Annotated in this window: 12 protein-coding genes; 10 read left to right on the forward strand and 2 right to left on the reverse strand. The window is 72.5% G+C overall.

Annotated features, from left to right (window positions below; all coding sequences use genetic code 11):
• The first annotated feature begins 49 nt into the window (after positions 1–49).
• Both ACZ7JA_RS19755 and ACZ7JA_RS19760 read left to right on the forward strand, forming a co-directional pair.
• Positions 50–244, forward strand: a complete 195-nt coding sequence (locus ACZ7JA_RS19755) for a hypothetical protein (protein ID WP_389297308.1) — start codon at positions 50–52, stop codon at positions 242–244.
• A 192-nt stretch (positions 245–436) separates the two neighbouring features.
• Entirely contained in the window at positions 437–892 is a 456-nt protein-coding gene (locus ACZ7JA_RS19760; RefSeq protein ID WP_470809461.1) for an RpiB/LacA/LacB family sugar-phosphate isomerase, read from the forward strand.
• 83 nt (positions 893–975) lie between these two features.
• Here the strand turns inward: ACZ7JA_RS19760 and ACZ7JA_RS19765 are convergent, their stop codons facing one another.
• Entirely contained in the window at positions 976–1,344 is a 369-nt protein-coding gene (locus ACZ7JA_RS19765) for a DUF6479 family protein (protein WP_351660954.1), read from the reverse strand.
• A gap of 156 nt (positions 1,345–1,500) precedes the next feature.
• Here ACZ7JA_RS19765 and ACZ7JA_RS19770 point away from each other — a divergent pair, with 156 nt between their 5' ends.
• The 7 genes from ACZ7JA_RS19770 (at position 1,501) to ACZ7JA_RS19800 (ending at position 9,982) form a co-directional block, all read left to right on the forward strand.
• Positions 1,501–1,872: a four-helix bundle copper-binding protein gene (locus ACZ7JA_RS19770; protein WP_351660957.1), complete on the forward strand. Its 372-nt coding sequence runs from the start codon at positions 1,501–1,503 to the stop codon at positions 1,870–1,872.
• A 273-nt stretch (positions 1,873–2,145) separates the two neighbouring features.
• Positions 2,146–2,235, forward strand: coding sequence for a K(+)-transporting ATPase subunit F (gene kdpF / locus ACZ7JA_RS19775; protein WP_351660960.1), 90 nt, complete (start codon positions 2,146–2,148; stop codon positions 2,233–2,235).
• 8 nt (positions 2,236–2,243) lie between these two features.
• The gene (kdpA, locus tag ACZ7JA_RS19780; protein WP_470809464.1) at positions 2,244–3,905 is read left to right on the forward strand and encodes a potassium-transporting ATPase subunit KdpA; all 1,662 of its coding nucleotides are present in this window, start codon (positions 2,244–2,246) and stop codon (positions 3,903–3,905) included.
• Positions 3,905–6,034: a potassium-transporting ATPase subunit KdpB gene (gene kdpB / locus ACZ7JA_RS19785; protein ID WP_470809466.1), complete on the forward strand. Its 2,130-nt coding sequence runs from the start codon at positions 3,905–3,907 to the stop codon at positions 6,032–6,034. Before kdpA ends, kdpB begins: the two co-directional genes overlap by 1 nt.
• Positions 6,035–6,039: 5 nt before the next feature.
• On the forward strand, positions 6,040–6,747 hold the full coding sequence (locus ACZ7JA_RS19790; RefSeq protein ID WP_389452643.1) for a potassium-transporting ATPase subunit C: 708 nt from the start codon (positions 6,040–6,042) through the stop codon (positions 6,745–6,747).
• Positions 6,748–6,846: 99 nt separating this feature from the next.
• The gene (locus ACZ7JA_RS19795; protein WP_470809468.1) at positions 6,847–8,406 is read left to right on the forward strand and encodes a phytoene desaturase family protein; all 1,560 of its coding nucleotides are present in this window, start codon (positions 6,847–6,849) and stop codon (positions 8,404–8,406) included.
• Positions 8,407–8,464: 58 nt separating this feature from the next.
• The gene (locus tag ACZ7JA_RS19800; RefSeq protein ID WP_470809470.1) at positions 8,465–9,982 is read left to right on the forward strand and encodes an acyl-CoA synthetase; all 1,518 of its coding nucleotides are present in this window, start codon (positions 8,465–8,467) and stop codon (positions 9,980–9,982) included.
• Here ACZ7JA_RS19800 and paaK read toward each other — a convergent pair.
• Complete coding sequence (paaK, locus tag ACZ7JA_RS19805) at positions 9,979–11,274, reverse strand: phenylacetate--CoA ligase PaaK (protein WP_351660978.1); 1,296 nt, start codon at positions 11,272–11,274, stop codon at positions 9,979–9,981. The two genes, ACZ7JA_RS19800 and paaK, sit on opposite strands and share 4 nt — an antisense overlap.
• Positions 11,275–11,471: 197 nt before the next feature.
• On the opposite strand from paaK, the gene ACZ7JA_RS19810 reads away from it, so the two are divergent.
• Positions 11,472–12,326, forward strand: a complete 855-nt coding sequence (locus ACZ7JA_RS19810; protein ID WP_389452655.1) for an alpha/beta fold hydrolase — start codon at positions 11,472–11,474, stop codon at positions 12,324–12,326.
• The last annotated feature ends 61 nt before the right edge of the window (positions 12,327–12,387 follow it).

Here is a 12,387-nt window from a genome sequence, read left to right on the forward strand (position 1 = left end):
GGAACCCGGACCCCGCAAGCAGCACGTACACCCGGAGGGAGCCCGGCGCATGTCCAATCCGCAGCAGCCCGAACAGCGGCGCAGTGACAAGGGGGGCGGTACCCCGCAGGACAGCGGCGAACTCAAGGCCCGCCAGACGGCCGAACGCGATGCGGGCGGCCGCCCGCACGGCTCGGACAAGGGCGGCAAGGGCGGGGGAGAGGGCGGCGGAGTGCCCCCGGCGCAGCAGCCCGACCACCCCTGACCGCCGAGGAACCCGCAGACCGACCGCCCGGCCCCGGAGACGTCACCCGACGGCTCCGGGGCCGCTCGTCGCCTGAGGCGCCTTCGAGCCGGGATCGCCTCCTGGTCGGGGGGCCCGCTTCGGGGCGGCCGCTTCCGTCCGGGCGCTTCACCGCCCGGGCTGCCCGTCGCGGCAGCCGCTAGGCTCCGGAGCATGCGGATCTCCGTCTCCTCCGACATGGACGAACCCGTGGCCCGCCACCTCGTCGACGAGTTGCGCCGGCGCGGCCACGAGGTGCGTGAGCACGGCGCGCTGCGCCCCGAAGCCGACCCGCGGTGGGCGGTGTGCTCCGAGGCCGCCGCCCGGGAGGTCGCCGACGGCGCGGCCGACCAGGCGGTGGTGTGCTGCTGGACCGGTACCGGCGCCTCCATCGCGGCGAACAAGGTGCCAGGTGTCCGCGCGGCCCTGTGCACGGACGCCGCCACGGCGGAGGGGGCGCGGCGCTGGAACGACGCCAACGTCCTGGCGCTCGGACTGCGCCTCACCTCGGCGCATGTGCTGGGGGAGATCCTCGACGCCTGGTTCGCGGCCGAGCCCAGCCAGGACCCCGAGGACCTGCGCAACGTGGCCCACCTCGGCCGCCTGGACGCGTCCGGGAAGGACGCCTGACGGCACACAACGACCCGGCGGGGGCCGGGTGCGGGCGGCTCCCGCCGGGTCCCGAGGGCCGGGTTCCGGGCCGGGGTCCGGGGTCAGTGTGCGCCCAGTCCTCCGCCGCCGAACGAGCCGCTCGAGCCCTTGCTCCAGCGCGGACGGTCCTTGGACTCGCTGGTCCTGGAGTCGATGTTGGTCAGCTCGTAGGGGGTGAGCGGGCGACCGCCCTTGGGAATGACGGGTACCTCCTGGGACTCCCTGTTCTCCCGGATCTCGTGCACCGCGCCCTCCGGCGGCAGGTGCGGTTGCTCCTCGGGGCGCGGCCGGGGCGGCTCGCGGTACTTCTCCCGTGAGTTCAGCCAGAAGCCGCCGGCGAGCAGCGCCAGCACGGCCACGGCTATGACGAAGAGGACCAGGCCCATCAGGCCGCTTGCCGCGGCCAGCTGCTGCATCTGTGCGGTACTCATAGCTCAGGGATACCCCGCCCAGAACGGGACGAACCGGACACCTTGCGTGGCCGCCCGTCACGGCCGGCGACACGCCGCGGGGACGCTTCCCGAGTTGCGGCGTCCCCCTTCGAGGTATATGCGTTTGCCCGGTTCGGGACCGGCTACCCGCCGGGTGTGACATCGCCGACGCAGCAGCAGCTCTATCGGTTCCTCGAGGACCGGTTCACGTGCGCCCAGGCGTGCGCGGAGTGCGCCAGGGCCTGCGCGGTGCGCGCCAGCCTCCTGGACCCGGACGGCACCGAGCGGCAGGAGCGCGTACGCCGGCTGGGGATCATGTGCGCCGAGGTGTGCGACGCGACGTGCCGCACGCTCTCCGAGCAGAACGGCCAGGACGAGGACGGGATCCGGGTGCAGCTCGAATGGTGCCGCTCGGTCTGCCTCGAGTGCGCCCACGCCTTCGACGAGCACCCCGGCGCCGAGTCCGCCGCGGCGGTGTGCCGGGCCTGCGCCGTGGCGTGCACGGACTTCATGGTGGCGCTCGACTGAGTCCGGGCGGCGGGCGCACCCTCTGACGGCTCCACCGGGGGCCGCGGACGAGGACTCCGGGGCGCGGGACATCAGGGTCCCGTCAAAGCCGGACGCACGGCCGTAAGAGAGCCGTCAACGGCGGTCGCGACCGGTCGCGGAGGCGGTTTCCTCGAACCGTCCGATGCAACCGCACCCATTCCAGGAGTTCACGATGGCCGATCTGGCCTTCGTCGTCACCGTGCTCGCGGCCTTCGCGCTGGTGGCCCTCGTCGCCAAGGGGGTGACCAAGCTGTGACCGCCGAGAACATCGTCGGCCTCGTCGTGGCCGTCGCCCTGCTGGGCTATCTCGTCGTCGCCCTCCTCTTCCCGGAGAGGTTCTGAGCGCGCACATGGGTCCCGTACTCGCCGGCGTGCTCCAACTGCTCGCCCTGACGGGCGCGCTGGCGCTCGTCCACGTCCCGTTCGGCAACTACATGGCCCGGGTCTACTCCTCCGGCAAGCACCTCAGGGTGGAGAAGTGGATCTACAAGGGCATCGGTGCCGACCCCGGCGCCGAGATGACCTGGTCCGCGTACCTGCGCGCGGTCCTCGCCTTCTCGGTCGTCGGCGTCCTCTTCCTCTACCTGCTGCAGCGCCTGCAGGGCGTCCTGCCCGGCTCGCTCGGCTTCTCCTCGGTCGGTCCGGCGCAGTCGTTCAACACGGCCGTGTCGTTCGTGACCAACACCAACTGGCAGTCCTACTACGGCGAGCAGACCATGGGGCACGTCGTGCAGACGGCCGGTCTGGCCGTGCAGAACTTCGTCTCCGCGGCCGTCGGCATGGCCGTCGCCGTTGCGTTGGTGCGCGGCTTCGCCCGCTCCCGCACCGGTGAGCTGGGCAACTTCTGGGCCGACCTGGTGCGCGGCACCCTGCGGATCCTGGTGCCGGTCGCCGCGGTCGCCGCGGTGGTCCTGGTGGCCTGCGGTGCGATCCAGAACTTCTCCGGCATCCACGAGGTCGGGCAGTTCATGGGCGGCTCGCAGCAGTGGAACGGCGGGGCGGTCGCCTCCCAGGAGGCCATCAAGGAGTTGGGCACCAACGGCGGCGGCTACTTCAACGCCAACAGCGCTCACCCCTTCGAGAACCCGACCCCGTTCAGCAACCTCTTCGAGATCTTCCTGATCCTGGTGATCCCGTTCGCGCTGACCCGCACCTTCGGCGTGCTGGCCGGAAGCGTGAAGCAGGGCTACGCGATCCTCGTCACGATGTTCACCATCTGGCTGGGCTTCGTCGCTCTGATGATGGCGACCGAGTTCGCCCACCACGGCGCGGCGCTCCAGGCCGCGGGCGGCGCGATGGAGGGCAAGGAGACCCGGTTCGGAGTCGGTGCTTCCTCGATCTTCGCCGTGTCCACGACCCTGACCTCGACCGGTGCGGTGGACTCCTTCCACTCCTCGTTCACCGGGCTCGGCGGCGGCATCACCATGCTGAGCATGATGCTGGGCGAGATCGCGCCCGGCGGCACCGGTTCCGGCCTCTACGGCATCCTGATCATGGCCGTCATCGCGGTGTTCATCGCGGGTCTGATGGTCGGCCGCACCCCCGAGTACCTGGGCAAGAAGATCGGCGCCCGCGAGATGAAGCTCGCCGCGGCCTACATCCTCGTCACCCCGGCGCTGGTGCTGGTCCTCACCGCCGCGTCGATGGCGCTGCCCACCCCGCCGCACTCGATGCTCAACTCCGGCCCGCACGGCTTCTCCGAGGTGCTGTACGCCTTCACGTCGGCGGCCAACAACAACGGTTCGGCCTTCGCCGGCCTGAACGCCGACACGGACTGGTTCAACACCATGACGGGTCTGGCGATGCTGCTCGGCCGGTTCCTGCCCATGGTGTTCGTGCTGGCCCTGGCCGGCTCACTCGCCCGGCAGCGGCCGGTGCCGGTGACCGCGGGCACCCTGCGCACCGAGAAACCCCTGTTCACCGGCCTGCTGGTCGGCGCGATCCTCATCATCACCGGCCTCACCTACTTCCCGGCCCTCGCGCTGGGCCCGCTCGCGGAAGGGCTCGCGTGATGACCACCGACACCGAGAAGCACGAGGACTCCATGTCCACTCCCACCCTCGCGCCCCACCAGGACGCGCCGACCGGACACGAACCGGCCGGGAGCCGCGTCGGCGCGGGCCTGTTCGACCCCGGACAGCTGCTCAGGTCCCTGCCCGAGGCCTTCCGCAAGCTCGATCCGCGGGTGATGGTCAAGTCGCCCGTGATGTTCGTGGTGTGGATCGGCTCGGTGCTGACCACCGCCTTCTCCGCCAAGGACCCCGGCGACTGGTTCGGCTGGACGATCAGCGCCTGGCTCTGGCTGACCGTGCTCTTCGCCAATCTCGCGGAGGCGGTCGCCGAGGGCCGGGGCAAGGCCCAGGCCGACACCCTGCGCAAGGCCAAGACCGGCACCGTCGCGCGCCGGCTCGTCAAGGACGGCCCCGAGGAGCGGGTCCCCGGCACCGAGCTGACCGTCGGCGACCTGGTGGTCTGCGAGGCCGGCGACGTCATCCCCGGTGACGGGGACGTGGTCGAGGGCGTCGCCAGCGTCGACGAGTCCGCGATCACCGGTGAGTCCGCTCCCGTCATCCGCGAGTCCGGGGGCGACCGCAGCGCGGTGACGGGCGGCACCAAGGTGCTCTCGGACCGGATCGTCGTCCGCATCACGACGATGCCCGGCGAGACCTTCATCGACCGGATGATCGCCCTCGTCGAGGGCGCCGCCCGGCAGAAGACGCCCAACGAGATCGCGCTGAACATCCTGCTGGCCTCGCTCACCATCGTCTTCCTGCTGGCCTGCGCCACGCTGCCGCCGTTCGCCGACTACGCGGGCACGCATCTGACGACGGTGGTGCTGGTGGCGCTGCTGGTCTGCCTCATCCCGACCACCATCGGCGCCCTGCTCTCCGCGATCGGCATCGCGGGCATGGACCGTCTGGTGCAGCGCAACGTGCTGGCCATGTCGGGGCGCGCGGTCGAGGCCGCAGGCGACGTGTCGACCCTGCTGCTGGACAAGACGGGCACCATCACCCTGGGCAACCGCCGGGCGGCGGAGTTCGTGCCGGTGAGCGGGACGACGGAGGCCGAGGTCGCCGACGCCGCCCAGTTGTCGTCGCTGGCCGACGAGACTCCCGAGGGCCGCTCGATCGTCGTCCTGGCGAAAGAGAGGTACGGGCTGCGCGAGCGGCACCAGGGCGAGCTGGCGCGCGCCGACTGGATCGCCTTCACCGCCCGGACCCGGATGTCGGGCGTGGACGTCGACGGCCACCGGGTCCGCAAGGGCGCCGCGGCCTCCGTCATCGCCTGGGTGCGGGAGCAGGGCGGGGAAGTCGCCTCCGACGCACAGGAGCTGACCGACCGGATCGCGGCGGCCGGCGGTACCCCGCTACTGGTCGCCGTCCACGACGCCGACGGCGCCCGTGTGCTCGGCGTCATCCACCTCAAGGACGTCGTCAAGCACGGGATGCGGGAACGGTTCGAGGAACTGCGCCGCATGGGCATCAGGACGGTCATGATCACCGGCGACAACCCGCTGACCGCGAGGGCGATAGCCGAGGAGGCCGGCGTCGACGACTTCCTCGCCGAGGCCACCCCCGAGGACAAGATGGCCCTGATCAAGCGGGAGCAGGCCGGCGGCAAACTGGTCGCGATGACCGGCGACGGCACCAACGACGCCCCCGCGCTGGCCCAGGCGGACGTCGGCGTGGCGATGAACACCGGAACGTCGGCCGCCAAGGAGGCCGGCAACATGGTCGACCTCGACTCCAACCCGACCAAGCTGATCGAGATCGTGGAGATCGGCAAGCAACTCCTGATCACCCGGGGCGCGTTGACGACGTTCTCCATAGCCAACGACGTGGCGAAGTACTTCGCGATCATCCCGGCGCTGTTCGCGGCGGTCCACCCGGGCCTGGACAGGCTGAACATCATGCGGCTGTCCTCGCCCGACTCCGCGATCCTGTCCGCCGTCGTCTTCAACGCGCTGATCATCGTCGCGCTGGTGCCGCTCTCCCTGCGGGGCGTGCGGTACCGGCCGGTCGGCGCCGACCGGATGCTGCGCCGCAACCTCGCGATCTACGGCTTCGGCGGACTGGTCGCGCCGTTCATCGGCATCAAGCTCATCGACCTGCTCATCTCCCACATCCCCGGAATCGGCTGATCGGCATGAACAACTCCTCCGTGAACACCGCCCGGTTGCTGGGCGCGGGTCTGCGCGCGCTGCTCGTGCTGACCCTGGTCACCGGCGTCCTCTACCCGCTGGCCGTCACCGGGATCGCCCAGGCGCTGTTCCCCGGCAGGGCGAACGGCTCCGAGGTCGAGGCCGACGGCAGGGTCGTCGGCTCCTCCCTGATCGGGCAGTCGTACGACCTGCCGCCGCGGCACGGCCGGCAGACCCCCGCGCCCGACCTGAGGTGGTTCCAGGGCCGCCCGGCCGGCGGACTCGGCACCAACAGCGTCAACACCCAATACCGACTGATCCTCTCCGGCGCGACCAACCTGGCCGCGGACAGCGGCGCGGTGCACGGCGCGTGCCCCGCCGAGCCCGCGGACGGCACGCTCTGCGCGCAGGTGCTCGCGGCGAAGGCGGCCGTGGTCCGGGACAACTCGGTCCCCGGCTACACCGTCCGGCCGTCCGACGTCCCCGCCGACGCCGTCACCTCCTCCGGCTCCGGCCTGGACCCGGCCATCTCCCCGCGGTACGCCGAACTCCAGGCACACCGGGTCGCCGCACGGAACGGCCTCCCCGTCGCACGCGTGCAGAAACTGATCGAGGACCACACCGAGGCCCGCACCCTCGGCTTCATCGGCGAGCCCCGCGTCAACGTCCTGCAACTCAACATCGCCCTGAAGCAACTCACAGCGAAGGGGTGACGCCCTCGCGCGCCCGCCGGCACCCGGAGCCCGGCGGGCACCGAGTCCGCACCCCGCACGCCTCTGGCCCCTCTTGATCATCGCGTGTTACCAAGGACCATGCCTGCCATCGAGGGAACCCGCAGCTACGACGCCGTCATCGTCGGCGGTGGTCACAACGGACTGGTCGCCGCCGCCTATCTGGCGCGGGCCGGGCGGTCCGTGCTGGTGCTGGAGCGGCTCGGCCACACCGGCGGGGCCGCCGTCTCCACGCGTCCGTTCGCCGGGGTGGACGCCCGGCTGTCGCGCTACTCGTACCTGGTCAGCCTGCTGCCGGAGAAGATCGTGCGCGATCTCGGGCTCCGGTTCGAGGTGCGCGGGCGCACCATCTCCTCGTACACGCCGACCGAGCGCGGCGGGCGGGCCACCGGGCTGCTCGTCGGCGGCGGGGAGCGGCGCACCCGGGAGGCGTTCGCCCGGCTGACCGGCGGCGAGCGGGAGTACGCGGCCTGGCAGCGCTTCTACGGCATGACGAGCCGGGTGGCCGAGCGGGTGTTCCCCACGCTCACCGAACCGCTGCCCGACCGGGAGGACCTGCGCCGGCGCATCGACGACGAGACGGCCTGGCGGGCGCTGTTCGAGGAACCGATCGGGGTCGCCGTCGAGGAGAACTTCACCGACGACCTGGTGCGGGGCGTCGTCCTCACCGACGCGCTCATCGGCACCTTCGCCGACGCCCACGACCCCGGCCTCGCCCAGAACCGCTGCTTCCTCTACCACGTCATCGGCGGCGGCACCGGCGCCTGGGACGTGCCCGTCGGCGGCATGGGCGCCCTCACCGACGCGCTGGCCGCCGCCGCGCGCACGGCCGGCGCGGTGATCGCGACCGGACACGAGGCGGTCCGCGTCGAAACCGACGGGAAGACCGCCGAGGTCACCTACCGCACGGCCGACGGCGAGGGGGTCGCCGCCGCCCGGCACGTCCTGGTCAACGCCTCGCCGCAGGAACTGGCCCACCTCATGGGCGACCCGTCGCCGGAGCCGGCCGAGGGCGCCCAGCTCAAGGTCAACATGCTGCTCACCCGGCTGCCCAGGCTCCGCGACGACTCGGTCGACCCCCGGGAGGCCTTCGCCGGCACCTTCCACATCGCCGAGGGCTACCGGCAACTGGCCACCGCCCACGCCCAGGCGGCCGCCGGCGAACTCCCCGCCGCGCCGCCGTCGGAGATCTACTGCCACTCCCTGACCGACCCCACCATCCTCGGCCCCGACCTCGCCGGACGCGGCTACCAGACCCTCACCCTCTTCGGTCTGCACACCCCCGCCCGGCTGTTCGCCCGGGACAACGACGCCGTCCGCGAAGAGCTGCTGAGGTCCACCCTGGCGCAGCTCGACGCCCATCTCGCCGAACCCCTCGCCGACTGCCTGGCCACCGACGCCGACGGCCGGCCCTGCATCGAGGCGAAGACCCCGCTCGACCTCGAACGAGACCTGCGCCTGCCCGGCGGCAACATCTTCCACCGCGCCCTGTCCTGGCCGTACGCCCAGGAGGGCACCGGCCGCTGGGGCGTGGAGACCCGGCACCCGGGCGTGCTGCTGTGCGGCGCGGGCGCGGTGCGCGGGGGAGGGGTCAGCGGGGTGCCGGGGCACAACGCGGCGATGGCCGTGCTTGAGGCGTAGCGGGCGAGCGGCGACGGGTTCTTGACCCGCACGTCCGGCGGGTCAAGGATCTGCTGTCATGACGCAGGGACACGGCAGCACGGTCGACGGGGTGCTGCGGCGCAGCGCCCGGCGCACCCCGGCACGCACCGCACTGGAGTACGGCGGACGCGACTGGACCTACGAGGCGCTGGACGACGCCGTCACGCGCGCGGCCGGGCTGCTGCGCGCGGAGGGACTCGCCCCGGGGGACCGGGTCGCCGCCTACGGGCACAACTCCGACGCCTATCTGATCGCCTTTCTGGCCTGCGCCCGGGCCGGCCTGGTCCACGTGCCGGTCAACCAGAACCTGACCGGCGAGGACCTGGCGTACATCGTCGGCCAGTCGGGCAGCTCCCTGGTCCTCGCCGACCCGGACCTCGCCGGCCGGCTCCCGGACGGCGTACCGGTGCTGCCCCTGCGCGACGCCGACGGCTCGCTGCTCGCCCGGCTGGCGGACGCGCCGCCGTACGACGGGCCAGAGCCGCGCACCGAGGACCTGGTGCAACTGCTGTACACCTCCGGCACCACCGCCTCGCCCAAGGGCGCGATGATGACGCACCGCGCGCTGGTGCACGAGTACCTGAGCGCGATCACCGCCCTCGACCTCAGCGCCGGCGACCGGCCCGCCCACGCGCTGCCGCTGTACCACTCGGCGCAGATGCACGTCTTCCTGCTGCCCTACCTCGCGGTCGGCGCGACCAGCGTGCTGCTCGACGCCCCGGACGGGGACCGGCTCTTCGACCTGATCGAACAGGGCCGCGTGGACAGCCTGTTCGCGCCGCCCACCGTGTGGATCGGCCTGGCCAACCGGCCCGACTTCGCCACCCGCGACCTCGACGGACTGCGCAAGGCCTACTACGGCGCCTCGATCATGCCCGTTCCGGTGCTCCAGCGGCTGCGCGAACGCCTGCCGGGGCTCGCCGTCTACAACTGCTTCGGACAGAGCGAGATCGGACCCCTCGCCACCGTGCTGGCCCCCGACGAGCACGACGGCCGGCCGGACTCCTGCGGCCGGCCGGTGCTGTTCGTGGACGCCCGCGTGGTGGACGAACGCGGCGAGGACGTGCCCCCCGGCACACCCGGTGAGATCGTCTACCGCTCACCGCAGCTGTGCGAGGGCTACTGGAACCTGCCGGAGGAGACCGCCGAGGCCTTCCGGGACGGCTGGTTCCACTCCGGCGACCTCGCGGTGCGCGACGCGGAGGGCTACTACACGATCGTCGACCGGGTGAAGGACGTCATCAACTCCGGTGGCGTGCTGGTCGCCTCCCGCCAGGTGGAGGACGCCCTGTACACCCACGACGCCGTCGCCGAGGCCGCCGTCGTCGGCCTGCCCGACGAACGGTGGATCGAGGCCGTCACCGCGGTCGTGGTCCGGCGCGGTGACGTGACGGAGGAGCAACTGGTCGCGCACGTACGGGAGAAGCTCGCCCCGTTCAAGGCCCCCAAGCGGGTGGTGTTCGTGGACGAGCTGCCCCGCAACGCCAGCGGCAAGATCCTCAAGCGCGAACTGCGCGACCGGTTCGACGCCGCTCCCGGCCCCGGCCGGCCCTAGCGGGGGCGCAGATCCACGATCCGGCGGATCTTGCCCACCGAGCGCTCCAGCGACTCCGGCTCCACGATCTCCACGCCCACGGACACCCCGACCCCGTCCTTCACGGCCGCGACGATGGAACGGGCCGCCGCGTCCCGCGCCTCGGGTGTCGCGCCGGGCCGGGCCTCGGCGCGCACCGTGAGCGCGTCGAGCCGGCCCTCGCGGGTGAGGCGCAACTGGAAGTGGGGCGCCACGCCGGGGGTGCGCAGCACGATCTCCTCGATCTGGGTGGGGAACAGGTTCACCCCGCGCAGGATCACCATGTCGTCGCTGCGCCCGGTGACCTTCTCCATCCGCCGGAACACCCGGGCCGTGCCGGGCAGCAGCCGGGTCAGGTCCCGGGTCCGGTACCGGATGATCGGCATGGCCTCCTTGGTGAGCGAGGTGAACACCAGCTCGCCCCGCTCGCCCTCCGGCAGCACCTCGCCCGTGATCGGGTCGACGACCTCCGGGTAGAAGTGGTCCTCCCACACGTGCAGGCCGTCCTTGGTCTCGACGCACTCCTGCGCCACCCCCGGGCCCATCACCTCGGACAGCCCGTAGATGTCGACGGCGTCGATCGCGAACCGCTCCTCGATCTCGCGCCGCATCCGCTCGGTCCAGGGCTCGGCGCCGAAGACGCCCACCCGCAGCGAGGTGCCGCGCGGGTCCACGCCCTGCCGCTCGAACTCGTCCAGCAGCGTCAGCATGTAGGACGGGGTGACCATGATGACGCCGGGTTCCAGGTCCCGGATGAGCTGGACCTGGCGGGCCGTCATGCCGCCCGACGCGGGGATCACCGTGCAGCCGAGGCGCTCGGCGCCGTAGTGGGCGCCCAGCCCGCCGGTGAACAGCCCGTACCCGTAGGCGACGTGCACCGTGTCGCCGGGTCGCGCGCCCGCCGCCCGGAGCGAACGCGCGACCATGTCGGACCACACCGAGAGGTCGTTGTCCGTGTAGCCGACCACCGTGGGCAGCCCCGTGGTGCCACTGGAGGCGTGCAGCCGGCGCACCCGCTCGCGGGGCACGGCGAACATCCCGAACGGGTACTGCTCGCGCAGGTCGGCCTTGGCCGTGAAGGGGAAGTGCGCCAGGTCGGCGAGCGAACGGCAGTCCTCCGGGCGGACGCCGGCCTTGTCGAAGGACTCGCGGTAGAACGGCACGTTCTCGTACGCGTGCCGCAGCGAGGCGCGCAGCCGCTCGAGCTGGAGCACGCGCAGCTCCTCGGGACCGAGCTTCTCGCCCGCGTCGAGCAGGTCCGTCGCATCCGCCATCGGGACTTCTCCCTCACCAGCCACACATTCCGGACGACCGATCATTCGGTCGTTTCGTTCGAGGTCAGTAATTCAGGCCACCCGGCCGGCAGGCAAGAGGTGAGCCCGAAATTTTCCGGACGGGACGCGCGGGGCAGGGGGCTCCGACCCGGGCAAAGGCGTTGCGGCCGGGCCGCCCGGCCCTGAATGATCACCGCATGCCGACCTTCACCGCCGCCGACGGGACCGAGCTCGCCTACCACCTCAGGGGCCGGGGCGCACCCCTCGCCGTCCTGCCCGGCGGGCCCATGCGCGCCTCCGCCTACCTCGGCGACCTCGGCGGCCTCACCGCGCACCGCCGGCTCGCCCTGCTCGACCTGCGCGGCACCGGCGACTCCGGGACACCGGACGACCCGGCCACCTACCGCTGCGACCGCATGGTCGACGACGTGGAGCGGTGGCGGGTCCACCTGGGCCTGGAGCGGATGGACCTCCTCGCCCACTCGGCGGCCGGAAGCCTCGCGCTGCTGTACGCGGCCCGCCACCCCCACCGGATCCGGCGGCTGGCCCTGATCACCCCCAACCCCTCGGCCCTCGGCCTGCGGGCCACGCCCGCCGACCGGCTCGCCGCCGCCCGGCTGCGGGCGGACCAACCGTGGTTCGGCCGGGCCTTCCCCGCCTACCAGGCGTGGCTCGCCGGCGACGCCGACTTCGACGAGGTGTTCCTGCCGTTCTTTTACGGCCGCTGGGACGACACGGCCCGGGCCCACACCGAGCACGAGGAGGCGCAGACCAACGACGAGGCGGCCGAGCGCTACTCCGCCGAGGGCGCCTTCACCCCGGACGCCACCAGGGCCGCGCTCGCCGCCCTCACCGCCCCGGTCCTGGTCCACGCCGGCGAGTACGACGGCGGGCCCACCCCCGCCCTGGCCCGCCGGGCCGCCCAGCACCTTCCCGGCGCCGAGGTGAGCGTCCAGCCCGGCGCCGGTCACTACCCCTGGCTGGACGACCCCGGGCACTTCGTCCGCCGGGTCCTCGCCTTCCTCGGCGAGGACGGCGCCGCGCCCCGGTGAGGCGACCCGAAAGTCCTTCTCACGTGGCCTGTCCGCCGTGCGGACCGGTCGCTAGGCTGGC

Source organism: Streptomyces sp. NPDC038135 (genome assembly GCF_055601245.1).